Annotated in this window: 23 protein-coding genes and 2 pseudogenes; 8 read left to right on the top strand and 17 right to left on the bottom strand. The window is 48.7% G+C overall.

Annotated elements, in window-relative coordinates; translation table 11 throughout:
- Nucleotides 1-3: 3 nt before the first annotated feature.
- The gene (locus ABD035_RS09240) at nt 4-1,170 is read right to left on the bottom strand and encodes an MFS transporter (RefSeq protein ID WP_343869570.1); all 1,167 of its coding nucleotides are present in this window, start codon (nt 1,168-1,170) and stop codon (nt 4-6) included.
- A 481-nt stretch (nt 1,171-1,651) separates the two neighbouring features.
- On the opposite strand from ABD035_RS09240, the gene ABD035_RS09235 reads away from it, so the two are divergent.
- From ABD035_RS09235 to ABD035_RS09210, 6 genes are all read left to right on the top strand, one after another.
- Nucleotides 1,652-1,951 carry a PTS sugar transporter subunit IIB gene (locus tag ABD035_RS09235; RefSeq protein WP_212714187.1) on the top strand — a complete coding sequence of 100 codons (300 nt, stop codon included), beginning with the start codon at nt 1,652-1,654 and terminating at the stop codon, nt 1,949-1,951.
- Nucleotides 1,952-1,969: 18 nt separating this feature from the next.
- Complete coding sequence (locus ABD035_RS09230) at nt 1,970-3,256, top strand: PTS sugar transporter subunit IIC (RefSeq protein WP_343869568.1); 1,287 nt, start codon at nt 1,970-1,972, stop codon at nt 3,254-3,256.
- Between the two features lies 1 nt (nt 3,257).
- Nucleotides 3,258-3,593 (top strand): PTS lactose/cellobiose transporter subunit IIA, encoded by a 336-nt coding sequence (locus tag ABD035_RS09225; protein WP_343869565.1) that lies wholly within the window; start codon nt 3,258-3,260, stop codon nt 3,591-3,593.
- The gene (locus ABD035_RS09220; protein WP_212714190.1) at nt 3,593-4,984 is read left to right on the top strand and encodes a 6-phospho-beta-glucosidase; all 1,392 of its coding nucleotides are present in this window, start codon (nt 3,593-3,595) and stop codon (nt 4,982-4,984) included. The genes ABD035_RS09225 and ABD035_RS09220 overlap by 1 nt, the downstream gene beginning before the upstream one ends.
- Nucleotides 4,985-5,194: 210 nt before the next feature.
- The gene (locus ABD035_RS09215; protein ID WP_343869562.1) at nt 5,195-5,326 is read left to right on the top strand and encodes a hypothetical protein; all 132 of its coding nucleotides are present in this window, start codon (nt 5,195-5,197) and stop codon (nt 5,324-5,326) included.
- Nucleotides 5,327-5,403: 77 nt separating this feature from the next.
- Nucleotides 5,404-5,880, top strand: a complete 477-nt coding sequence (locus ABD035_RS09210; protein ID WP_343869560.1) for a hypothetical protein — start codon at nt 5,404-5,406, stop codon at nt 5,878-5,880.
- Nucleotides 5,881-6,159: 279 nt separating this feature from the next.
- Here the strand turns inward: ABD035_RS09210 and rfbD are convergent, their stop codons facing one another.
- From rfbD to ABD035_RS09130, 16 genes and pseudogenes are all read right to left on the bottom strand, one after another.
- Complete coding sequence (rfbD, locus tag ABD035_RS09205) at nt 6,160-7,029, bottom strand: dTDP-4-dehydrorhamnose reductase (RefSeq protein WP_343869558.1); 870 nt, start codon at nt 7,027-7,029, stop codon at nt 6,160-6,162.
- Nucleotides 7,026-7,562: a dTDP-4-dehydrorhamnose 3,5-epimerase gene (gene rfbC, locus ABD035_RS09200; RefSeq protein WP_212714193.1), complete on the bottom strand. Its 537-nt coding sequence runs from the start codon at nt 7,560-7,562 to the stop codon at nt 7,026-7,028. Before rfbC ends, rfbD begins: the two co-directional genes overlap by 4 nt.
- An 11-nt stretch (nt 7,563-7,573) precedes the next feature.
- On the bottom strand, nt 7,574-8,443 hold the full coding sequence (gene rfbA / locus ABD035_RS09195) for a glucose-1-phosphate thymidylyltransferase RfbA (protein WP_343869556.1): 870 nt from the start codon (nt 8,441-8,443) through the stop codon (nt 7,574-7,576).
- A 13-nt stretch (nt 8,444-8,456) separates the two neighbouring features.
- Nucleotides 8,457-9,524, bottom strand: a complete 1,068-nt coding sequence (rfbB, locus tag ABD035_RS09190; RefSeq protein WP_343869896.1) for a dTDP-glucose 4,6-dehydratase — start codon at nt 9,522-9,524, stop codon at nt 8,457-8,459.
- 388 nt (nt 9,525-9,912) lie between these two features.
- The gene (locus ABD035_RS09185) at nt 9,913-11,079 is read right to left on the bottom strand and encodes a nucleotide sugar dehydrogenase (RefSeq protein ID WP_343869554.1); all 1,167 of its coding nucleotides are present in this window, start codon (nt 11,077-11,079) and stop codon (nt 9,913-9,915) included.
- Nucleotides 11,080-11,237: 158 nt separating this feature from the next.
- Nucleotides 11,238-11,699 (bottom strand): DUF986 family protein, encoded by a 462-nt coding sequence (locus ABD035_RS09180; protein WP_343869552.1) that lies wholly within the window; start codon nt 11,697-11,699, stop codon nt 11,238-11,240.
- 51 nt (nt 11,700-11,750) lie between these two features.
- Entirely contained in the window at nt 11,751-12,599 is an 849-nt protein-coding gene (locus ABD035_RS09175; protein ID WP_212714197.1) for a PTS mannose transporter subunit IID, read from the bottom strand.
- A 12-nt stretch (nt 12,600-12,611) separates the two neighbouring features.
- A complete protein-coding gene (locus ABD035_RS09170; protein WP_212714198.1) occupies nt 12,612-13,412 on the bottom strand; it encodes a PTS mannose/fructose/sorbose transporter subunit IIC in 801 nt (266 codons plus the stop codon).
- A 51-nt stretch (nt 13,413-13,463) separates the two neighbouring features.
- A complete protein-coding gene (gene manX, locus ABD035_RS09165; RefSeq protein ID WP_343869549.1) occupies nt 13,464-14,429 on the bottom strand; it encodes a PTS mannose transporter subunit IIAB in 966 nt (321 codons plus the stop codon).
- A gap of 368 nt (nt 14,430-14,797) precedes the next feature.
- Nucleotides 14,798-15,979: a mannose-6-phosphate isomerase, class I gene (gene manA / locus ABD035_RS09160; RefSeq protein WP_343869547.1), complete on the bottom strand. Its 1,182-nt coding sequence runs from the start codon at nt 15,977-15,979 to the stop codon at nt 14,798-14,800.
- Nucleotides 15,980-16,356: 377 nt separating this feature from the next.
- Nucleotides 16,357-16,794, bottom strand: a complete 438-nt coding sequence (locus tag ABD035_RS09155; RefSeq protein WP_343869545.1) for a hypothetical protein — start codon at nt 16,792-16,794, stop codon at nt 16,357-16,359.
- Complete coding sequence (locus ABD035_RS09150; RefSeq protein ID WP_343869894.1) at nt 16,791-17,090, bottom strand: tlde1 domain-containing protein; 300 nt, start codon at nt 17,088-17,090, stop codon at nt 16,791-16,793. The genes ABD035_RS09155 and ABD035_RS09150 overlap by 4 nt, the downstream gene beginning before the upstream one ends.
- Before the next feature lie 166 nt (nt 17,091-17,256).
- On the bottom strand, nt 17,257-17,688 hold the full coding sequence (locus tag ABD035_RS09145) for a hypothetical protein (RefSeq protein ID WP_343869543.1): 432 nt from the start codon (nt 17,686-17,688) through the stop codon (nt 17,257-17,259).
- Nucleotides 17,685-17,921 (bottom strand): annotated as a pseudogene (locus ABD035_RS09140) (tlde1 domain-containing protein); the annotation flags it as partial. The pseudogene ABD035_RS09140 and the gene ABD035_RS09145, both read right to left, overlap by 4 nt.
- A 488-nt stretch (nt 17,922-18,409) precedes the next feature.
- Nucleotides 18,410-18,844 carry a hypothetical protein gene (locus tag ABD035_RS09135; RefSeq protein ID WP_343869541.1) on the bottom strand — a complete coding sequence of 145 codons (435 nt, stop codon included), beginning with the start codon at nt 18,842-18,844 and terminating at the stop codon, nt 18,410-18,412.
- Nucleotides 18,841-19,206: a tlde1 domain-containing protein gene (locus ABD035_RS09130; RefSeq protein ID WP_343869539.1), complete on the bottom strand. Its 366-nt coding sequence runs from the start codon at nt 19,204-19,206 to the stop codon at nt 18,841-18,843. Before ABD035_RS09130 ends, ABD035_RS09135 begins: the two co-directional genes overlap by 4 nt.
- 455 nt (nt 19,207-19,661) lie before the next feature.
- Here ABD035_RS09130 and ABD035_RS09125 point away from each other — a divergent pair.
- Nucleotides 19,662-20,741, top strand: a pseudogene (locus tag ABD035_RS09125) (IS3 family transposase).
- A 444-nt stretch (nt 20,742-21,185) separates the two neighbouring features.
- Nucleotides 21,186-23,471 (top strand): phage tailspike protein, encoded by a 2,286-nt coding sequence (locus ABD035_RS09120; protein WP_343869537.1) that lies wholly within the window; start codon nt 21,186-21,188, stop codon nt 23,469-23,471.
- The last annotated feature ends 38 nt before the right edge of the window (nt 23,472-23,509 follow it).

Here is a 23,509-nt window from a genome sequence, read left to right as displayed (position 1 = left end):
AGGCTATGGGTGGGCCTGCTGACCCGCCGCACGCGAACCGCCACGGAAGATCATCAGGGTGGTCAGCAGCCCCGCCAGTGCCAGCAGGGCGGCCGCCACAGGCACCCCACGCAGCCCCGCGCTGTGTCCGATCACGACGCCGCCCAGCCAGGCACCCAGCGCGTTGCCGAGGTTAAAGGCAGAGATATTCAGGGTAGACACCAGATGCGGGGCATCATGACCATAACGCACCACGTTTATCTGCAGTGCCGGCACCAGAGAGAACGCTGCCATCGACCAGAGGAACAATGTCACCTCTGCCAGTAATATTTCCCCGCTGCTCCAGCGGAACAGTAATGAAAAAACGGTCAGCAAAATAAAACTCAGCAGCAGACTCAGCGATAATTTGTGATCGGCCAGCCGGCCTCCCAGCGTGTTACCGAGCGTCAGGCCCGCGCCCATCAGGAACAGCGTCCAGCTGACACCGTCTGCGCTGATACCGGTGATCTGTATCAGTATCGGTGCGATATAGCTGAACAGAGCAAACATCGCCGCAGAAAACCAGACCGTAGTCAGCAGAGAGAGCCACAGCTTACCGCTGTTCAGTGCCCGCACTTCACGCATCAGCGACACCGGCTTTTCGTCTTTATCCACCGGCAGGCTGACCAGCAGCGCAATAAACGCCAGCAGACCGATGCCACTGACCGCCCAGAAGGTGGCACGCCAGCCATATAACTGACCAAACCAGGTGCCCAGCGGCACCCCCAGCACATTGGCCAGCGTCAGGCCGGTGAACATCAGGGCTACCGCCGATGCCTGCCGCTCCGGCGCCACCAGCCGCGAAGCCACCACGGCACCGATGCCAAAGAAGGCGCCATGACAGAGCGCCGTCACCACCCGGGCCAGCATCAGGAATGCGTAGCCCGACGCGGTGGCGCACAGCAGATTACCGAGAATAAAAATCAGCATCAGTAACAGCAAGGTTCGCTTACGCGGCAGCCTGGCCGTCAGCACCGCCATGACCGGGGCGCCGATAGCGACGCCGAGGGCATATCCGCTAATCAGCCAGCCTGCCGACGGGATAGACACATGCAGGTTACCGGCGACATCCGGCAGTAATCCCATGATGACAAATTCAGTCGTACCAATGGCAAAGGCACTGAGTGCCAGAGCCAGCAAAGCGATGGGCATAACGACTCCTGTTACAGGTGATGAATTCAGCGCGTGACAGCACAGAGTGCCGGTGGCTGAACGGTGATAGATCATATTTTTATTCATTAAGTAAAGCACAGGCGCCGGGAAGGACAAAGAGTGAAAACTGCAAAGGATTATTGTACTGACAGCAATAATAACCGGACCGCCACGGCATTTATCACCCGCGGGTGCCTCGTCGGGATGACATTATCACCGGTAGAAATGCAACCACCGGAATTTTTCCTTTTATTGATTTATTATTAAAATTAACTGAAACCGCCAGTAAATAACCGAAAGGCTTTACCGGTAACGTTAATAATATAAATCGGATAATTATTTCTGTGCCGTTTTAATTTCTCCTTGGCACTCATTCTCATTCGGTGTGATTACCCGCACACTATTCCGCACTGCCCTGAGGTATAAAATAACGGTTTCATATTCCGTTCAGGATGACATTCACTACGACAGGGAAACCACCATGAAAAGAATATTACTGTGTTGCGCAGCCGGAATGTCCACCAGCATGCTGGTCGCTCGTATGCAGAAACATGCCAGCGAAAACAACCTGGCAGTAGAGATCAATGCCATCAGTATCAGCGAGCTGGAAAACCATATCCACCAGTGTGACTGTTGCCTGCTCGGGCCGCAGATAAAATATAAACTCGCTGATATTCAGGAAAAACTGGCCCCCCTCAATATCCCGGTTGCGGTCATTAACACCATGGATTACGGAATGATGCGCGGTGATAAAGTTCTGGAATCCGCCTTAGCGATGTAACGCACCCCCGGGGGTTATATGGATATCAACAAGCTTTTCACGTCGCTGGAAAAGTTTATGCTGCCTCTTGCGGCAAAACTCTCCTCTCAGCGCCATATTATGGCTATCCGTGACGGATTTATTACCGTCATGCCATTTATGATTATCGGATCCTTTGTTCTGATATTTGCCTACCCGCCCTTTACCGAAGGTAATACGTTTTTTATTGCCCGTGGCTGGCTGTGGTTTGCCAGCGAATATAAAGAACAGTTACTGACGCCCTATAATATGACGATGGGTATTATTTCGGTCTATATCTGCCCTGCCGTCGCCTATTGCCTGGCCCGTCATTATAAACTGGAAGGGCTGAATATTGCCTTACTGTCTCTGGCGGCGTTTATGCTGCTCTGCTGCCCGATGACTGACGGGGTGATGGCGAGCAGTTTTCTCGGCGGAACCGGCATTTTCACCGCGATCATCATCGCCATCATCATTACCGAAATCTCGCGGCTGCTGCACCTGAAAGATATCGGTATCCGTTTGCCTGAACAGGTACCGGATAATATCCGTAAATCGTTTAACCAGTTGATCCCGATGGCCCTGATGCTGATCGTGCTGTTTCCCGTCAGCCTGGGCGTTCAGGCTTTCAGCGGCATGCTTATCCCACAGGCCATCATGGCGGTATTCAGCCCGCTGCTTTCGGCGTCAGACTCTCTACCGGCGGTGATCCTGGCGGTGGTTATCTGTCATGTCCTCTGGTTTGCCGGGATCCACGGGGCCAGTATCGTCGGTGGCGTATTCCAGGCGTTCTGGCTGACGAATATTGGTCTGAACCAGATGAATATGGCCAATGGCCTGCCACCGGAGCGTATTTTCGTTGAGCCGTTCTGGGCCTTTTTCATTCTGTTCGGCGGCTCCGGTGCCACCATGGGCCTGGTCCTGCTGTATCTGCGCAGTAAATCTGCCCACCTGCGTTCTATCGGGAAAATATCGCTGGTCCCGGCCATCTTCAATATTAATGAACCGGTGATTTTCGGCTCGCCGATTGTGATGAATACCCTGTTTTTTATCCCCTTTATCCTCAGTCCGATGGTCAACGGCATTCTGGCCTGGTTCGCCATCAAATATGGCCTGGTGGAACATATTGTCTCTCTGGTGCCGTGGACCGCCCCCGGGCCGATCGGCGCCGCCTGGGCTGCCGGCTGGAATATCAACGCCGCATTGCTGGTGATCCTGCTGATCGTGATCTCCGCGGTGATCTATTACCCGTTTTATAAAATGTACGAGCGCAGCCTGCTGGCCGCAGAAACTGCCGGGGAGGAGTGATATGAAAATCGATGAAGAGATGCTCATCAGCTTAATCATCAGTGCCGGAGAAGCAAAGTCCTGTGCGATGGAAGCCATCAGTGCCGCTCGTCACGGGCAATGGGACAAGGTCCCGGCCTTATTAAAGCAATCGGACGATGCCGCCCGCGAATGTCATAACGCTCAGACCCGAATGATAGGAGAAGATGAAGGCTGCGGAAAAATCCCTGTCAGCCTGATCATGGTCCATGCCCAGGACCATATTATGAACGCCATGCAATGCCGCGAAATGGCTGAGGAGATCATCTGCCTGCACCGGAAGTTTAATACACTCACCTCACAGAGTAAGGATGCCTGATGAAAATTGTTACGATCGGAGGAGGTTCCAGTTATACCCCGGAACTGATTGAAGGTTTGATTCTGCGCCAGAAAAAATTACCCATTACCGAGATCTGGCTGGTTGATATTGAAGACGGTAAAGAAAAGCTACAGATTGTCGGGGATATGGCCCGTCGTATGGTCGAGGCCGCCGGTCTGAACTGGCAAATCCGCCTGACCCTGGACAGGAAAGCCGCGCTGAAGGACGCCGACTTTGTCACGACCCAGTTCCGGGTCGGGTTACTGGAAGCGCGTCAGAAAGATGAATGTATCCCGTTATCACACGGTTTTCTGGGTCAGGAAACCAACGGTGCCGGCGGGATCCTTAAGGCCTTCCGGACCATTCCGGTGATTCTGGATATTATTAAAGATATGCGTGAACAGTGCCCGGAGGCCTGGCTGGTGAACTTCACCAATCCGGCCGGCATGGTCACTGAAGCCGCCATCCGCTACGGACACTGGGAAAAGACAATCGGTTTGTGTAATGTCCCGTTCAGCCATATCGAACAGGCGAAGAAAATTCTCAATCAGCCCGAAGAGTCATTATTTTTTAAATTTGCCGGCCTGAATCATTTCCACTGGCACCGCGTGTGGGACCGCCACGGCAAAGAACAAACCCGGGCGCTGATTGATGCTATCTATGGCCAGCATATGCAGAATGAAGGGCTGACGAATATTCACCAGATCCCCTTCTATCCTGAACTGGTTCGCCATCTTTCCATTCTGCCGTGCGGGTATCACCGTTACTACTATCTGGAACAGCAGATGCTGGAGCATTCAGTCACCGATTTTGAGGCGTATGCTACCCGTGCAGAAGTAGTAAAAGCGACAGAAAACCGCTTGTTTGAGCTGTACAAAAATCCTGACCTGAAGGAAAAACCTGAAGAACTCGCTCAGCGCGGAGGGGCCCATTACAGTGATGCCGCCTGCGATCTGATCGAATCTATCCATAATGACAGCCGCAGAATGATGGTGGTCAGTACCCGTAATAACGGTGCCCTGACCGATTTACCTTATGACAGCATTGCCGAAGTGACCGCGGTTATTACTTCACACGGTGCCGAGCCACTGAACTGGGGCACATTCCCGCCGGCTGCGCGCGGTATGTTGCAGATTATGAAGGCGATGGAACAGACCGTGATTGAGGCGGCGGTCAATGGTGACTACGGGGCTGCCCTGCATGCATTTACCATTAACCCGCTGATCCGGGCCGGGGAAACCGCAAAACAGGTGCTGGACCAGTTACTGTACGCACATAAAAAATACCTGCCGCAGTTTGCCGATACCATCGCCCGAATTGAGGCGGAACAGCCTGCCGATACACAGTTTGTCGATCAGTTACTGGCGGATCGTAAACGCCACCAGCAATAATCGCCACGCCCTCCGGCAGCTCTCTTCGGGGAGTCGCCGGAGATTTCTATACAGAACCGGTCAGCCAGAAACATGGTCTCTGTTCCCTGCCCTCTGCTGCTTTCCTGTTCTTGACTGCTTACCTGTCCTTTAAAGCTTACCTGTTTTTATCATCCCGTTGCTGATGAACCAGATCACACGTCCTGTAAACCAGCCTGCTGCGAACAGAAAATGCTGCACAATCTGGTCGATGAATTCAAAACGCCGGGAGTAAATAGCGGACAGGAAGTACAGAAAACCATGCGTGCTGCTTCTGTCGTTAAAAGTATGCCCGTTTATGACAACCGTCAGTCTCCGGAGTGACTTCCATTCGGGAATAGTGGGTATTGCCAGTGCTGAGGGTTCATATACAGACAAAGCTAAAGGTGGAGTATTGCCCTATGCGTAAGTCTCTTAAGGTATCCGGAAGTGCAATTTTCATTACTGCTGTCGCTCTCACCCAGGCCTGGCCATGGGTCAAAATGGAATTCGCGGGTAGTGCTCACTATACTGAGCAGGATAAGCGGGAGTATGATTTTTATACTCCTGAAATATTGAGAAAAATGCCGCGAATTTCTGCCCGTTATTCCTTTGATTTTGCAAACATCACAGGACCTGCGACGCAGGTGTATGCCGTCAAATTTTACGATACGAACGATACCCGTAAAATAGAAAATTATCTGACATCTATAGGATACCAACGGACCGAATGTGACTTTGAGTCAACGTGTTGGCGCAGAACAGACCCTCAGGGCTCTGTTTATGTCGGTACTTTGAAGGGGGAGAAAACCGTCATCGTGCAGGTTGTCTGTAACTTCACATCACGCTCTTCTGCTGTTAATAAACGATTCAACGGAGAGCATCCCCACCAGCATTGAGTCGTCAGGCCTGATTGTACAGACCCGGCATGATGATAACGGGTAATAATCGCATTTGATCACCTGTGTCCCTGAAGATCAATACCGTTCCGGACGCGGGTATCCTGTCTTTGCAGCGCCGGGACAGACGACGAACGGGTATGATTGAAGGTAAGAGAGTCAAATCCTGTGCTGACAGACTGACCGCAGGGAGCGAAATACGCTAAGGTCACTGGCCCGGGGTTCATCCGAGACCTTGTTAACTTGCTGCCCGAACCCTGTTAAAAACAGGGTACAAAGCTATTCCTGACGTTCACTTTTTAACTGATGTATGACCTTGATCACGGCGTTATGCCAGTCCGGAATGTGCATCATATCGGCTAACTTTTTATTAGATAAAACCGAACGGGCGGGACGCTTCGCCGGGCGGCCAAACTCATGACGGGTGATAGCCTGTAATGTCTGAGGCAGATGTAATAATCCCGCCTTATAGCTTTGTTCAAAAATAAACTCAGCAAACTGGTACCAGCTCACCGGTGTATTACCACAATAGTGATAGAGGCCGGGTTTAACGTGATTCTCCAGTAAATATATGATGGCCGTGGCCAGGTCTCCCGCATAGGTCGGGCAACCATACTGGTCTGACACTATTTTTAGTGGCGTATTTTTTCCTGAAAGCGCTAACATGGTTTTCATAAAATTATTACCATATTCACTGAAGAGCCAACTGGTTCTTATGATGAGTGAATCCGGCAGAATTTCGGATAGCGCAAGTTCCCCATCAAGTTTTGTTTTCCCGTAAATATTCAGGGGATTAGCCGGGGTATCTTCGGTATAGGGCGAGGAGGAGTCACCATCGAAAACATAATCGGTGGAGATATGAAGAATGCCCGCACCACAGTTTTTGGCAGCAATTGCCAGATTTTTCACCCCATCGGTGTTTACTGCTCTGGCATGTTCCGGGTCGTCTTCTGCGAGATCTACGGCAGTATATGCAGCAGCATTAATGATGAAATGTGGGTGCGTCTTCTCTATCAGCGCTTTCACCCGGTAAGGGTCCGTTATATCCAGTACCGATCGGTTAGTCGCCGTGACCTGCCAATGCGAGGGATAATGCTGTAATAAACAGCGACCGAGTTGTCCGTCAGCGCCGCAAATGAGTACTTTCATCCTGTCAGCTCTGCCAGAGGTTTCCCTTGCTGATCTTTAGCTGAAAGTATCGGCTGATCCGTTTGCCAGATAATCCCGACGGCAGGATCATTCCAGAGCAGACATCCCTCGTCACCGGCAACATAGGGGGCGGTACATTTGTATTCGACGTCGGCCGTATCAGACAATACCAGAAATCCATGGGCCAGACCTGGCGGAACCCATAACTGAAATTTGTTAATTCCGGAAAGACTGGCACTGACCCAGCGGCCATAGGTAGGGGATTCGGGACGAATATCGACGACTACATCATATATTTCCCCGCGTACGACACGAACCAGTTTTCCCTGCGGATAGTGGCGCTGGAAATGCAAACCACGAAGAACCCCTTTAACCGAACGGGAATGGTTATCCTGAACGAAATCTTCAGTAATATTTAAGGCCTGCAGATAACGATTTTTCTGGAATGTCTCAAGAAAGAAACCGCGTTCGTCGTCGAATACGGCGGGCTGGATAATTTTAACATCTGCAATTAAAGTATCCTGTACTTTCATCTGATACGCACTTAATGACTGTCTAATAGTTGTGAAAGATAATAGCCATAGCCCGTTTTCTCTAATCTCCTGGCCTGCTCAGCGACCTGTTGCATTGAAAGCCAGCCATTGCGATAAGCAATCTCCTCCAGGCAGGCAACTTTAAACCCCTGACGTTCTTCGATAGTGTGTATGAACTGTGAAGCATCAAGCAGGCTTTCATGCGTCCCGGTGTCCAGCCAGGCAAAACCTCTTCCCAGACGTTCCACATTCAGTAACCCTGCTTCCAGATACATCTGGTTAATTGTGGTAATTTCCAGTTCTCCGCGGGCAGATGGTTTAACCTGTTTAGCCATATCGACCACCTGAGCGTCGTAGAAATAAAGCCCGGTAACGGCCCAGTTTGAACGGGGTACCTGTGGTTTTTCTTCCAGTGACAGAGCAACCGTATTCTCATCGAACTCAACAACACCATATCGCTGAGGATCCTTTACCTGATACCCGAAGACTGTCGCCCCAAGGCTTCTGGCTGCGACATTCAGTAATTTACTGCCAAATCCCTGACCGAAAAAGATATTATCGCCAAGCACCAGAGAACAACGTTCTTTTCCGATAAAATCTTCGCCAATCAGAAATGCTTCTGCCACACCCGCGGGACGGGATTGGATCCTGTAGCTAATATGGATGCCGAAGCTGGAACCATCGCCCAACAGTCGACGAAAGGATTCAATATCCTCCGGAGTTGTAATGACCAGAATATCTCTTATCCCGGCAAGCATAAGTACCGAAATCGGATAATAGATCATGGGCTTGTCATAGACCGGTAATAGCTGTTTCGATACCCCCTGGGTTATGGGATAGAGTCTGCTTCCCGTACCACCCGCCAGCACAATTCCTTTCATTCTGTACTCCTCATTATCTGGTGACGCACTGTCGCTGCCAGCCATCATTTTTTACCTGAACACTTTGCCACCAATGTTGATTTTCCAGATACCACGTCACTGTCTTGCGTAAACCCGTTTCAAACGTTTCCCTGGCGACCCAGTCTGTGCTGGTAAGAATTTTTGTAGCATCGATAGCATAACGTTTGTCGTGTCCGGGCCGGTCAGCCACGAATGTGATCAGATCACTATAACCGGATAGGCCCGCAGGCTTAGCCGGATGTAATTCTTCCAGCAACCCACAGATACGCTGGACAACGTCCAGATTAGTCAGCTCATTGCTGCCACCAATGTTATAGGTTTCTCCGACACTGGCGTGATTGATAACTTCCCAGAGCGCCCTGGCGTGGTCTTCTACATATAACCAGTCCCGGATTTGCTGCCCGTTACCATAGACAGGGATAGGCTTACCCGTTAATGCATTGATAATCGTGAGCGGTATTAATTTCTCAGGGTAATGATACGGACCATAGTTATTTGAGCAATTTGTCACAATCACGGGTAAGCCGTATGTTTTACCCCAGGCCCTGACCAGATGGTCACTGGCAGCTTTGGAGGCGGAATAGGGACTGCTGGGGGCATAAGGTGTATCTTCCCGGAAGAAATCATCGGAACGTTGCAGATCACCATAGACCTCATCGGTGGAAATATGATGGAAAATAAATTTTTCATCGGCCCGCGTTCGGGTATGTTGCAGGTAGTGACGGGTCGCTTCCAGCAGATGATAAGTGCCCAGAATGTTGGTATTAATAAATTCAGCCGGACCGTCGATGGAACGATCAACGTGGCTTTCCGCAGCAAGATGCATAATGGCATCCGGCTGGAAATGTGTCAGCAACCTGTCCAGTCCGGGACGATCACAGATATCAAGATGTTCAAAGCTGAAACGATCATTACCGGAAACAGGGGCCAGTGAGTCCATATTGCCTGCATAGGTGAGGCTATCAACAATGGTTACATGGGCGGTGGTATTCTGAATAATATGGCGAACGACTGCCGAGCCGATAAATCCTGCACCGCCAGTAACAATAATTTTCATAATAATAGATTCACTTAATACAGAGGTATAACACGTAAAAACCGTTGCCGGAACCAGAACGCTGCTTATCCACATGGCATACGGTAATCTGACCGGATAAACTGCGTTAGTTATTCTCCCATACTATTGAGGAATCACCTGCATTTATCCGCTCAGCAAGACTTTTCGTTAGCGCCCGGGCTCCGAAGATTCATACTTAGTCTAGCGTGATAACGAAAACACTGATTATCAGAATAGGCCTTATTTTAGCGATGAAGTGCTGCTATAGCTCATTGGCAGTAAGGATAGAGTTCAGGTAAGAAAGGTCCACTACAGGCAGCCCGACGGCTGGCAGCGGGATACGCTAAGGCGACAACACCAGCCCGGAGAGCCGGGCCAGTGTCAGTAACAGTTAGTCGCTGCCAAACAGATCGCGGGTGTACACTTTATCGCTGACATCTTTCAGCTCGTCCACCAGGCGGTTAGCAATAATGACATCACACTGCTGCTTGAGCTCGTTGACATCATGCGTCACCGGGGAATTAAAGAACAGAGGCTCGTTCAGCACCGGTTCATACACCATCACCTCAACCCCTTTGGACTTCAGGCGTTTCATAATGCCCTGAACAGCAGACGCACGGAAATTATCGGACCCGGCTTTCATCACCAGGCGGTAGATCCCGACTTTTTTCGGTTTACGTTTCAGAATACTTTCGGCAATAAAATCTTTGCGGGTGCGGTTAGCATCGACAATGGCATTGATAATATTGTTCGGCACGTTCTGGTAGTTTGCCAGTAACTGTTTGGTATCTTTCGGCAGACAGTAACCGCCGTAGCCAAAGGACGGGTTGTTATAGTGGTTGCCGATGCGCGGATCCAGGCCAATACCTTCAATAATCTGGCGGCTGTTCAGACCATGGTGTTCTGCATAACTGTCCAGTTCATTGAAATAAGAAATACGCAATGCCAGATAGGTATTGGCGAACAGCTTGATGGCTTCGGCTTCAGTGTCATCGGTAAACAGCACCGGGATATCTTCTTTTTCGGCCCCTGCGACCAGCAGTTCAGCAAAGACTTTACCTTTTTCTGACTGACTACCGACGACGATACGGGATGGATAAAGGTTATCGTACAGGGCACGGCCTTCACGTAAAAACTCCGGAGAGAAGATAATGTTCTCTACCCCCAGACGCTTTTTCAGCTGGCGGGTAAACCCGACCGGTATGGTTGACTTGATGACGATGGTCGCCTGCGGATTCATCGCCAGCACGTCGGCAATAACAGATTCGACACTTTTGGTATTAAAGTAGTTAGTAACGGGGTCATAATCCGTCGGTGTGGCAACAATCACAAAATCTGCGCCCTGATACGCCTGCTGCTTATCGGTAGTCGCTGTAAAGTTCAGTTCGCGGGTCGCCAGGTAGTGTTCGATTTCCTGGTCTGCAATCGGGGAGATCTTCTGGTTCAGTTTATCGACTTTAGCCTGATCGATATCTAATGCGACCACTTCATTATGCTGTGCCAGCAGAATACCATTCGAAAGCCCTACATAGCCGGTACCGGCAATTGCGATTTTCATAGTACATAAGTCCATTGAGTAAGCATGACTGTGCCAGGCTCGGCTTTGTCACTACAGAGCAAAATAATCGCTATTGTGCCGTCCGGAGCGACAACTACCAAACAAATCATACGTTTTTTATTTACAGTCAGTGTCGTAAAGTCTCCGGCCACTCAGGCTCAGGCCCGCAGGGTACTGAGTGTATGATAAATCTGTTGCAGGGAATCAATATCCCTGACACGGATCAGCAGGTTACGCTCCCCCAGCCCGACCACCAGGACTCCGTCTTCGGACAGATTCAGCTGCTGAATTCGTGAATAGGCAATATACATCATGCCGTACCACAGGCCCGCCGGTTTAAATAACAGCACCGGTCGCCGTATCCACGCCAGATAAATCCCACACAGCAACAGTAACGAAAGCAACCAGTTTGTCAGCGGACTGCCGGCCGATACCACGTTGTTATAGAGCAGAATGCCCACCAGCACGATAAATATTGTGCTATCGGTAGCTTTGGTGCGCAACAAACTGACCCTGAGTAACGTCTTTCCTTTCAGCCAGCCGGTGAGTACCTGTTCAAAGAACAACCCGCCCATCAGGCTGACGGAGAACAGTAACAGGGCAGCATCTGTCAGAGACATAGGTAGCTCCTGAAAAAACGGGGGCATGGCTGCCCCCGTATGAGTTTTACATTACAACCCGAGCAGACCGACGGAATACCCGGCAATACCGATAATGAAGAAACCAATGATTATCCATAATGCATTCACTTTCTTGCGTAACAACCACATACAGGCAAAGGTCAGCAGTAAAGGCATCATCCCCGGCATTAACTGGTCCAGTATCGTCTGAACGGTGGTAACCTTTTCAGCGCCGGTCTGATCCGTAATGGTAGAAACGACCAGCGGGATATTCACATGGGTCCATTTATTGACCAGCGCACCCATCACGAACAGCCCGAGAATCGAGGCACCTTCGGTCAGTTTTTGCAGAAATCCGCCGCCCATATCCTTAACAATATCCACCCCTTTACGGTAACCATAGGCCACTCCGTAATACCGTGTCAGCAGACGCACGGCGTTAAACAGAATAAAGAACAACAAAGGCCCAAGCAGGCTGCCACTCATGGCGATACCGGCCCCCAGTGCCGCGAATACCGGACGGACGGTTCCCCAATAGATAGGGTCACCGACCCCGGCCAGCGGCCCCATCAGACCCACTTTGATGCCGTTGATGGCACCGTCATCTATCGGCGCACCGTTCGCACGCTGCTCCTCAAGGGCCAGTGTCACCCCCAGTACCGGCGCGGCAACATACGGGTGGGTGTTGAAGAATTCCAGGTGACGTTTAATCGCCTGGCGACGCTCCTCATTGTTTTCGGGATACAGGCGACGGATAGCCGGAACTATCGAAAAACAGAACCCCAGCGCCTGCATACGTTCAAAGTTCCATGACCCCTGAAACAGATTCGAACGGATAAATACGCCTCGAATATCGCCGGGGGTGAGTTTTTTAACTGTCGGACGAGCTGAATCAACCATTTCTCTCACCTCTTAGTCGAGTTCGTTATCAAGGTCATTACGGCCCGGTGCGGCGGCAGGCGCTGCAGCAGAGCGATTATATTTCGGGCTGAGCTGGATATAGAGAATAGCCATCACTGCACCGATAACCCCCAACGCCACCAGGTTGAAGCTGGTGAAGGCGGCGGTCACAAAACCCAGGTAGAAGAAAGGCATCAGGTAGCCTGCACGCATCATGTTAATAACCATGGCGTAACCGACAACCACTATCATGCCACCGGCAATATTCAGACCGTTGGTCACGACTTCAGGAATTGAGTTCAGCAGACCCTGAACTTCGCTGGTACCGACTGAGATGGCGACAATGATCGCCGGAATAGCGATACGCATTGCCTGTAACAACAATGCCGAGACATGTATCCAGGACAGGGCCGTCAGATTGCCGTTATTTGCGGCTTTATCTGCCGCATGCTGGAAGCCGACGGTAATGGTACGAACAATAATGGTTAACACCTGTCCGGCGGCGGCCAGAGGGATGGCGAGTGCAATACCGGCACCGATCCCCTGATGCCCGGCGATGACCAGAATGGTTGAGATAATCGAGGCCAGCGCAGCATCCGGCGCCACGGCCGCACCGATATTCATCCATCCCAGAGCGATCATTTCCAGTGTACCGCCGATAATAATCCCTGTTTTCATATCACCGAGGACAGCCCCGACTAAGGTACAGGCCACCAGCGGACGGTGAAACTGAAACTCATCAAGTATCGATTCCATACCGGCGATACAGGCTACGATGAATATCAGTACAATCTGAAGTGTGGTGATCTCCATTGTACTTCTCCTGTGAGGTTAATCTGATTCAATGGCATCTGCGACAGCCGATCACTGTGCGATCTTGCCAATGAGATCCATCATTTTAAGTTTCTGATCGCTGGAAACCTTCCGCACTTCCAGCTCAATGCCACGGGCATTCAGCTTGTTAAAGGCATCAATATCCTGCTGATCCACCGAGACCGCATTGGTTACCTGGGTCTTACCCTGCCGGAATGCCATCCCCCCGATGTTGACCGAGGTGATTTTTACGCCGGCTTCCGCCAGACGTTCTACATCCGCCGGATTAGTAAACAGCAGCATGACGCGCTGACCGGCATACTTCGGGTTGTTATAAACCCGGATCATTTTGGCGACATCCACCACATGGGCGGTGACTCCCGGAGGGGCTACCTGAGTCAGTAACGTTTTACGGACTTCATCAGCAGCGACTTCGTCACTGACGACAATAATGCGCGAGACATTTGTTTCTTTGGTCCAGCGGGTCGCTACCTGACCATGGATTAAGCGGTCATCAATGCGGGCCAGACCAATCTTCATGTAATCGCTATCGGACATGGGGGTTGCAGGAACAGCAGAGGCAGCGTTAACCACCGGTTTTGTGGCCGGGACCGTCTCTGGAGTGTGTTTTAATGCCTTAACCCCTTCCCTGCCGGTTTCCAGCGCAACAGCCACCAGAGCCTCCAGGGTCGGGTGATCATCACGAGCCATAAAGGTTTCGACCAGCATAGGAACATTGACCCCGGCCACCACCTCGTAATTCTCTTTATCGACCACCAGCCGGCTGGCGGCATTAAACGGGCTTCCTCCCCAGGTATCGACGAGGAAAAGCACTCCCTCTTCAGTATTCAGTGTGTTTAAACGAGCGTTATACTTTTCAATTAATGTGTCAGCATTTTCGCCGGGCACAAAATCGATCCAGCCGACGTTATCCTGCTCACCTAATAGCATTTCTGTGGTTTTCAGCAGCTGTTCGGCAGCCCAACCGTGAGTACCAATGACAATAGCAATAGTCACTTGCTACCTCCCGTATGCACTACATCTCAAAGGTCCTGTATCTGCCATTGTTATCTTCAAATCCGCGCAGATATCAGGAAAGCGGTTTCAAAACGAAGTTATTTTATTACCTGAAAAAAATAAAATATGTGATGACACACGGTAAACTGAGGGAATTAATTTAATCCGCGCACGAAAAAACATTATTAAAAATAAAGTATAAAAATAAAAACCGTTGCTGAATCACATTATTTCCCGGCATAAACGTGTTAGCGCTGGCTGATGATAAGCTTCATTAAATTATTTTTATCTGAGTGATTAATTTATTTCTTAAATTACTCTTATGAGAAAACAGTGCTCATGTTCCCCCTGCGTCACCAGGTTAGCGGCTACCGGGGAAGGCATGAGGTATAGGCCACGGCAACCCTGCCTTGCCCGCTGAGTAAAACCTCCTGCTCTGAGGCCGGAATAAATAATGATTCCCCCGGGGATAAACCCAGGGTTTGTCCCCCGGCGGTACAGCGGGCACTTCCCTGCAGACAAAAGAATATCCTCGGCCCCTGCCAGCGGACCGGCTGTGGCGATGGCGGTAATTCTGCCACCGAGAAACAAAAATCAGGGACCGGGACCGGGAAAGCCTGCTCGCCGGGCAGTAACTCCGGCGGGGTAAGCAGAGAGGACGCGGGACGGCTACTGAAATCCACAGAAGCGACTAATTCATCAATATCTATATGCTTACTGGTAAGGCCGGCCCGTAAGACGTTATCGGAATTAGCCATAATTTCCAGCCCGTTGCCGGAAAGGTAAGCATGCGGAGTTCGGGCATGCAGAAACATAGCCTCCCCCGGTGCCAGCTGCAGCACATTTAACAATAGCGGCATAAAACGCCCCGCGTCATCGGGGTAATGCTGGCGGAGTGTTTGTACCGCGTCCCAGGCGGGCCCCTGTTGTCGCTGACAGCAGTCATCAAGCTGTTGCAGCGCCTGTGTTCTCTCTTCCCCCTGCAAACGCAGCAGACAGGTAAACAGCTGTTGCAGGGCATTCCTGTCCGGGTGCCGGACGAACGCGGCGATCTGTGGGTGGATAGCGGTAAGATGACGAAATAATGCCGTGATTTCACTCAGCTCACGAAAACCGTTCATCGCCAGAAACGGGGTCAGCGCATAAAGCAGCTCCGGCTTATGATTATCGTCTTTATAATTACGTTGCGGGGAGCCTTGCGGAATACCGGCCTGATTTTCCCGGGCAAATCCCAGTCCGGCCGAACGCTTATCCGGATGTACCTGAACTGAGAGTGCGCTCTCAGCACAGAGGACTTTAAACAGATACGGCAGACGCCCAAAACTTGCTGAAATTGCCGGGCCGAGCATCCCGGTGTTGTCGGCCGAGATCAGCGACTGCAGGCTTTGCGGCTGGCCGTCAATCACCACCCCGGAACTGGCTGCCGGATGAGCCCCCATCCAGAGTTCGGCCATCGGCTGGTTATGCGGATTACTGATGCCATATAAGTCAGTTAATGCTGTTTTACTGCCCCAGTCATAATGCTGTACAGGATTGATAAGTTTCCACATGGGTTACTCTCTGTTTCTGAAGTTTTTCAGCAACAGAACGTAACCTAATCATTCCGGAAAGAAGCGCTCTTTCTGGCGAAAGATATTAAAACCGGGATCCAGCGCAAATTAAATTTCCATCAGGACAAAAAAACGCTTTAAATAAAACCCCGGATAATAAAAAACAAAATATTAAAGATATCTGAATCACAAAATGAAAAAATATTGATAATCAGAAACAGATTTAATGGAATTAAACGATAGACCGAAATCACTGCACGGCAGATAACAGACAGAATAGTTAATAACATCAGTCAGCTGCTGATCAATACACCCTCCGCACAGTGAGTATGGATTTTTCAATATCCAAAAATTCTGCTTAACTCATCTCCGTTAGCTCAGAACTCACGCTGCACCGTGATATAGCCGTTAAAACGGATGGAGCACTCTTCTTCGTTAACCAGGGAAGACCCGATAAAAATATTTTTTTTACTGTCCGGTGAAAGATAAGTGTATTTCACAACCAGGTTAACCGCGTGATAATCATAAAAAGTGCTGAAATAATCGTCCAGTGTTAACACAATATCTCCCAATCGCAACTGATCCCTCGTGCGGGAAGCTGCTGCGTATTGCAATGCCAGTGGCTGGCTGACAGGCGTTTCTGCCAGTTGCTCCATGATCGGCAAGCCCGATACAGCCGCAGTGAGCCCCGTATCCTCCAGCATTTTCCGGGTCATCTCAAGTTCCACCGCCGACCCTGGCACCACACAAGGGTTGGCGGCAATCGCTGAGCCGGGAAGCAGAAAAAGTAAAAATATACCGCGGATAATTTTCATTTGATGACCCGCCGATGATCGCCACTATTCCATATCGTCCGGCGATAGCCGAAATCTGCAACAATACAACCCTTTGAGGCCGTGCCGGGAAACTTTTGGCTATCACCATGGATCACAAACCCCGTTCTGCCGCACATCGCATTATCTCTATGTGGAATGAGCGGAAGACTGTAAGGTCCGGTGAGTGGAGAGTATCGCGGAGGATTAATGGTATAAGTCCCTGCAGGTAACGGCCCTTTATTTTTTATACACTGGAATGCAGGAATATTTTTAAACCCGGGGGCACCCGCATACATTGCATCAAACTGATAAACGTCATTCAGGTAGAATTTTCTCTCCGAAACAATGTACGTCCATGTCATAATTCACCTCACAATAATATTTTAACGTTAAGAACTGATTTAACGCGGCAAGGCAGGCATCCTGTTAAAAATTCAGGCAGGTATGTCCAGACTGAATACATCAAAATTCACGCTGCACCGTAATATAGCCATTAAAACGGATGGAGCACTCGTCACTATTCACAATTGACGTCCCGATATATATGTTCCTCTTACCTGCCATTGAGGTATAGGTATATTTCACCGTCAGGTTGACTGCCTGCTGACCGAAATAAATATCATGATAACGGTCGATACTAAGAGTGGTGACGCCAGGTCTTTTTGTGTCACGGGTATGGTCAGCGACAGCATACTGCATCGCCAGAAAATGGCCGACCGGCACAGAACTTAATTGTTCCATTTCTGCTGCGCCTAAAACTGCATGACTGAGGCCTGTGTCCTCAGATAACTGAGAAGTCATGCCCAGTTCAACCGAAGCCCCTAAGACCACACAGGGATTGCTGGCATAAGAAACCCCGGGGATCAGTATTAATAATCCGGCTAACGCGTTCATTTTACAACCAGCCAGCGGTCCCCGCTTTGCCAAATCCGCTCTCTGTAAGAACGTGCCATCACGATACATCCTTTCGAGGCAGAGCCTGGTAAGGTCAGACTGTCTCCATGGATCATAAACGCTTCCCGCCCGCACATATTATTATCGGGGTCCGGCAGTAACGGCAGAGTGAAAGGCCCTGTGGCAGAAGAAATATAAGGCGAACCAATGCGGTATGTACCCGAAGGTAATGGTCCCTTATTTTTAAGACATTGATAACGGTCCTGATCTTTATAACCGGGAGCACCGGCATAACGGGCACTGAACTGATAACCCCCTCACGAAGAAATTGTCTGTCAGATATAATGTACGTCCATTTCATAAACACTCTCCTGAATAAAAGTAATCAGTGTCAGAATTACTTTTAAATCGATATGTGAAAAGTGTATTCGCTTGAAATGACGACCAGGATCACAATAATAATGCAAACAATGTAGGATTTTAATTGAGCTATTGCTAAAAGGGTTACTAAGAAAAGTAAGGAGGGTTAAAACAGCGGGTAGAAGGCAGAAAGTAAAAAGGCCATTAAGAGAAAAAATACCGGAGATAAGAATAAAATAGAAAATTCAATATAAAATGAAATCCCCTTTACCCTGCCGGCAGATAAAAAAGGCGAAGAAATTTCAGCCCTGGGAAGTTAAGGGCTGATACCCACACCAGGAGACATTAAAACACCAGGACATCAGAAATCCCGTCGCTGAGTAATATACCCTGCGAATGCCACCGAACATTCATTATCATTGATAATCGAAGCCGCAATATAAATATTCGTCTTGTTATTCGGGAAATGATAGATATAACGAACCGTCTCCAGCACGGGATGCGCCTCTGTAAAGATGCGGAAATAATCATCCCGGGTAAGAATGCTTCCTCCCGGGAGCTTGCTGGCTGCCGCATAGGACGCATCCGCTAACTGGCCCGCCAGTAAATCCCCGGCCGCGACTGTAGATAACACCTTCATCACTGGAACAGGAAATTTTCGGGTGACCAATCCGGTGTCTTTTTCGATTTGGTCTTTCAGCATGATTTCCGGTGCAGCCCCCGGAACAGCACAAGGTGTGCTGTCTGCGCAGGCGTTACCGGTAAACAGCGCAAGAATTAAAGGATAGATTTTCATAGAACGATTAACTCATGGTCATTACTCAGCCAGATAGCTCTGCGGTGTTGTGGATCCATAACAATACATCCCTGCGATGCTGTGCCGGGGTCCCTGCGGCTATCGCCATGGATCATAAAAGCACTTCGTCCACACATCTGGTTAGCAGCATCCGGTATCAGTGGCAGGGAATAATAACCTGTAGTTGAAGAGTTAACCGGTGCGGCAATCCGGTATTTGCCCGCAGGGAGAGGCCGTTTGTTAATAAGGTATTGATACTGTGAATCATCCTTATAACCCTGAGCTCCGGCATACAAAGCAGAAAACCGATAAATACCGTTATGGAAAAACATCCGGGTACTCACCCGATACGTCCATGTCATAACCACTCCTGATAGCAGTTAATGAAGATACACCCCTGTCTGAATTCACCGAGAGCACAGTACAGGAAGAAGGAAAGCTCACGGTTAGGTCTAAACCGGAAGTAGTATGCTGGCTGGGGGGAGAAGGGACAAAGTGCTGAAGCCGGATTTAAGAGCAGGATCACAGCTTATATCAGTAAATCAGAGGATTACATCAGAGGGACAGTGTAGCACGAAAGGCTCTTACAAAGGCTGAAGCCGTTGCGCAGATGGAAGGAATATCGGAAGCTACCCTGTATAACTGGCGCAATCAGAGGGTAAACCGGTGCCCGTCGCCGAAAAAAAGTGAACAATAATCTGAAGAAGCTCGCTTTGTCGCAATAGTCGAAACCGCTACGCGTTCTGAAGTTGTGTAAGCATTCCTGTAAAAAGAACCATTCATTTTTAGAGATCTTCAGACATACTGAATATGTTTACTGAAGGAGGTCGCTAAACGTAAAGGCCGATTTACTGAACACCAGATTATCGCCGTTCTGAAGTCCGTTGAAGCAGGCAGAACGGTGAAGGATGTCTACCGCGAGGCCGCAATTTCAGAAGCAAGCTATTACAACCGGAAAGCTGAATATGGCCGAATGGAAGCTTCTGATATCCAGGAAATGAAGGACCAGGAAGAAGAAAACCGGCGTATCAAACAGATGTTCGCTGATCTAAATCTTTAAAACCACGCACTGAAAGACGTTATCGAAAAAAATCTTTAAAACCAGTGATAAAGCGTGAGCTCGTCCATTATCTGATTTCGCAGTTTACAATGAGCACACGCCAGGAATGCAGGACATTATCACTGAGCAGGACGGTATTCTTCTACAAACCGGATACACGGCGTAATGACGGTGTTATTGAAGCCCTTACGGAACCCGCCGGGCGCTATCCGTGATACGGTTTAAGAAGCTTTTCAGGTCATTTGCCGGCAAGGCCATGTATGAAATCCTAAGCGGGTTTACTGCCTGCTGAAACTGAATTTCAGATGTAAAGGAAAGCAACGTTTGCCAGCACGTAATCCGGCCTGGCTGGTGACACCAGAGGCAATAATCCAGACTGGTCGATTGATTTTATGCACGATGCTCTGGTCAGTGGCAGACGTTACCGGACCTTCAATGTGATGGATGATTTTAACCGTGAAGCTCTGACGATATAATTTGATTTGAATATCCCGGCTCAGCGAATCGTCAGGGTGCTGGACAGGATCTTGATAAACCGCAGCTATCCTCTGAAGATGCGGATGTACAAAGGACCGGAACTGGTCTCACTGGCGCTGGCTCAATGGGCTGAAGAACATGGCGCGCAGCTCGAATTTATCAAGCCGTGTACGCCAACACAAAACGCTTTTAACGAACGGTTCAACCGGACATAAGTCCTTGATTTTTACCTGTTAAGAACACTGAATGAAGCACGGAATTTACATAGCGCTGACTGATAGAAAATAACAACGAACGGCCTCATGAATCCCTGAACAACCTGCGCCGGAAGAGTACCAACTGATGGCAGAAAAACCGTAACTCTCAGAAAGTGTATGGAGATAAAATGGGCATGCTTACTCAAACATATTAGTATAAATTATAGCACACTAAGGAGATATCTCTTCCCCTAAGCGGGTAAGTTAAGGGTGCCTTAGTAATACTCTATCCAATGTCGGAAATCTACTATTAGCAATACATCCTTACCCCCCCTGCCGCTCAATAATATAAAATACAATATAAATTCTCAAATTTTCAGCCGCTAGGTGTTTAACATAAATCGCACGGCGACACTGTACAATTCAGAGAGGTACGTGAACTGCAATGCCTTTGTATAATTTTCTCTTATGATAGCTGTTCATTTTATAAACTAACATATCAGTGTGTCATCTAATGCCATTTACAAAGTTCACTAACTATCAGAAACATCCATTAATTGTATTAACATATTCAAGCTATACTCCTTATTAATAATAAGGGGGTTTTATGAATAGACGTATATTTTTTAAGGGGCTAGCTGCTCTAACTGCGGGTTTCACAGGTGTTTCATGTAAATCAGAAGATAAGCCTGAAATGCCAGAAAGACCTGCCAAAGGATTAGTCTCCAATCCGGTGACGCCTTTTACTATGTCTCATTCTTTTGAGCCCTGCTCAAATGGTAAGATTTTCATCGGTAAACCAGATACAGATCCTACTCTTCGAAGGAACCAAATTCCAGTTTATGTAGAAAATCAATTTGGAAAGACCGTACAGGTCCCGCAACCTATTGTTATTAATACTGCAGGTTATCCGACATATCATAATCAAATAGTAAAATTTTCAACCATACAAAATTACTCGATGGCTGTATTCGATAGCAATATGATAGAGCAGTTTTATTGGGCTAATTTGTCCTCAATAGAATCCAGTGTATTCCAGTCATCCTCTGGATTTGGCTCGATAGGTCAGGTAGTTTCATTCGCTGATCTTCGCCAATTAGTGCCCGCTTATGAGGGACAGCGTGTGCTTTTGGCATCCTGGAATCAATGTGTAACATCTTTGGGTCCGTCTTCATCTTCATTCGGAGGAGATGAGTTTATCGCTGTGTCAGGGAGTTACGCGGACGATGGAGGTTTTACTGCAAAGGTTTCTAATTCCTGGGCATGGCAACGTTGCCGTAATAAAAACGAAGCTACGGTTCTACATTTTGGTGGTGTGCCCGGAGGTACTTTCGACAATCATGATGCAATCATGAGAATGCATCTGTGGTCCCAGAGATTAGACGGATCTGCTGCACCGGGCATAATATTTCCCGCGGGTGTTTTCTATACTTCTCCTATTGATTTCACATCAGCATCAGTGCCTGATAATAATCATACATTCAATCTTCATGGCCCGGAAGTTACACATGGTAAGCATTGTCAGTTAACAATTCTCAGTGATAAATCATCTTCGCCGGTTTTCAAGATTGAAGCGTACGACGGAGATATCGCCTTTTTTAATTTCGACGGACAGGCAATTATTTCCGGGACAACGCCAAGTAATGCTCAACCTTTTTTAGAGAACATACAATCAGGCCCTCAAAACATTCATATTCGCTTTTGGTATTTGAAGAATGTAGGCGGACTTGGATTTAAGCTGTCAGACACACTCGATACTCGCTTCGACGAAACATATTGTGATGGTGTTTACGGCGGACTATATGACATTGGCTTTGATAATCAGGCATCAGGAAACTGGGACCATCCGACGGCCGTCGAATGGTCGAATTTTAACTATCAAAATGTTTATCCGTTACCAGTATTTAAATCTCCACGGCTTCGTCAGGCGATTATTAAAAATGGATGGATTGAGAAGTCGAATCCAGGAAAACTGACAGATTCACAAATAACTATGATTACGTTCTGTATCGAGGACTGTTACAGGGATGCATCAGGTACTGCTTCTTATCTGGATTTACGGAATTCAAATTTTACATTGATTACTTCAGATATACAGCCACAATACTTAAAAACAGGTTATAACGTAGACACGGCCTGGAATACGTCGTACTTACCCGGACAGTCCCTGCTTGAACCACATGGGCTGTTCACTTCCCATGGTACCGTTGCATCGCGTATGGCTGCCGGTCCTTTACTCATTAATACTTATTCCAACTCTGTTGAAACATGGTATTACGTCGGTAAATTTTGGTTCCAGGACATAGGAAGTTCTTTACAAATAAAAGTCACCGGCGATGCCGGTGCTGCTTGGGATAAGACTGCTATCTATCCATGGTCCGCGCAACATGGCGGACATTCACAAATAAATATACAAAGGAAATCGAATGGTACTGCTCAACACATTAACTGGTCAAATCATGGAGGGCCAGTAACAGATGTTAAGTTCACAGGAGGGGGCGGTGAAAATATAAAGCTTTGGATAAAAGTCGGTATGAATGCAATGTGCTCACTACGTGCAGATGTTAGCACGCCGGGAGATGTCGTAGCACAATACCACAATACTAACCTATGTGCGACGCTTTGGTTTGGTGACATCATCAAAGAAGAACCACCATCTGATGCAAAAATACCGATGACTTCATGGATCAATCAGGCCGGATGGCAGCGGGATAATGCAGGTAATGTTATACGCGGTGGGCTTGGCATAGCAAGTGATGGGCGTTTAATTACCGGAGCAGCGACGCTGGATCTCAAGTCAGGAGAGTCGCCGTCAGGTGCAAACCGAAATCTAGTTATCTACATTGATGGTGTACCTTATGCAATTAATGTAACTGAAATAAAATCGGCATAGGTATTTAAAATGAATCTATACATTCATAAATTCACTTT

It is taken from the genome of Tatumella terrea (assembly GCF_039523755.1).
Classification (GTDB): Bacteria; Pseudomonadota; Gammaproteobacteria; order Enterobacterales; family Enterobacteriaceae; genus Tatumella; species Tatumella terrea.
The sequence above is the reverse complement of the archived record's forward strand: the minus strand, read 5'-3'. Positions and strand labels throughout refer to the sequence as shown.

What these genes read in the sequence shown, in the direction of transcription:
- ABD035_RS09240 (WP_343869570.1), bottom strand. Translation starts at nt 1,170, where the DNA reads ATGCCCATCGCTTTGCTGGCTCTGGCACTCAGTGCCTTTGCCATTGGT.
- ABD035_RS09235 (WP_212714187.1), top strand. Translation starts at nt 1,652, where the DNA reads ATGAAAAGAATATTACTGTGTTGCGCAGCCGGAATGTCCACCAGCATG.
- ABD035_RS09230 (WP_343869568.1), top strand. Translation starts at nt 1,970, where the DNA reads ATGGATATCAACAAGCTTTTCACGTCGCTGGAAAAGTTTATGCTGCCT.
- ABD035_RS09225 (WP_343869565.1), top strand. Translation starts at nt 3,258, where the DNA reads ATGAAAATCGATGAAGAGATGCTCATCAGCTTAATCATCAGTGCCGGA.
- ABD035_RS09220 (WP_212714190.1), top strand. Translation starts at nt 3,593, where the DNA reads ATGAAAATTGTTACGATCGGAGGAGGTTCCAGTTATACCCCGGAACTG.
- ABD035_RS09215 (WP_343869562.1), top strand. Translation starts at nt 5,195, where the DNA reads ATGCTGCACAATCTGGTCGATGAATTCAAAACGCCGGGAGTAAATAGC.
- ABD035_RS09210 (WP_343869560.1), top strand. Translation starts at nt 5,404, where the DNA reads ATGCGTAAGTCTCTTAAGGTATCCGGAAGTGCAATTTTCATTACTGCT.
- rfbD (WP_343869558.1), bottom strand. Translation starts at nt 7,029, where the DNA reads ATGAAAGTACTCATTTGCGGCGCTGACGGACAACTCGGTCGCTGTTTA.
- rfbC (WP_212714193.1), bottom strand. Translation starts at nt 7,562, where the DNA reads ATGAAAGTACAGGATACTTTAATTGCAGATGTTAAAATTATCCAGCCC.
- rfbA (WP_343869556.1), bottom strand. Translation starts at nt 8,443, where the DNA reads ATGAAAGGAATTGTGCTGGCGGGTGGTACGGGAAGCAGACTCTATCCC.
- ABD035_RS09185 (WP_343869554.1), bottom strand. Translation starts at nt 11,079, where the DNA reads ATGAAAATCGCAATTGCCGGTACCGGCTATGTAGGGCTTTCGAATGGT.
- ABD035_RS09180 (WP_343869552.1), bottom strand. Translation starts at nt 11,699, where the DNA reads ATGTCTCTGACAGATGCTGCCCTGTTACTGTTCTCCGTCAGCCTGATG.
- ABD035_RS09175 (WP_212714197.1), bottom strand. Translation starts at nt 12,599, where the DNA reads ATGGTTGATTCAGCTCGTCCGACAGTTAAAAAACTCACCCCCGGCGAT.
- ABD035_RS09170 (WP_212714198.1), bottom strand. Translation starts at nt 13,412, where the DNA reads ATGGAGATCACCACACTTCAGATTGTACTGATATTCATCGTAGCCTGT.
- manA (WP_343869547.1), bottom strand. Translation starts at nt 15,979, where the DNA reads ATGTGGAAACTTATCAATCCTGTACAGCATTATGACTGGGGCAGTAAA.
- ABD035_RS09155 (WP_343869545.1), bottom strand. Translation starts at nt 16,794, where the DNA reads ATGAAAATTATCCGCGGTATATTTTTACTTTTTCTGCTTCCCGGCTCA.
- ABD035_RS09150 (WP_343869894.1), bottom strand. Translation starts at nt 17,090, where the DNA reads ATGTATGCGGGTGCCCCCGGGTTTAAAAATATTCCTGCATTCCAGTGT.
- ABD035_RS09145 (WP_343869543.1), bottom strand. Translation starts at nt 17,688, where the DNA reads ATGAACGCGTTAGCCGGATTATTAATACTGATCCCCGGGGTTTCTTAT.
- ABD035_RS09135 (WP_343869541.1), bottom strand. Translation starts at nt 18,844, where the DNA reads ATGAAAATCTATCCTTTAATTCTTGCGCTGTTTACCGGTAACGCCTGC.
- ABD035_RS09130 (WP_343869539.1), bottom strand. Translation starts at nt 19,206, where the DNA reads ATGACATGGACGTATCGGGTGAGTACCCGGATGTTTTTCCATAACGGT.
- ABD035_RS09120 (WP_343869537.1), top strand. Translation starts at nt 21,186, where the DNA reads ATGAATAGACGTATATTTTTTAAGGGGCTAGCTGCTCTAACTGCGGGT.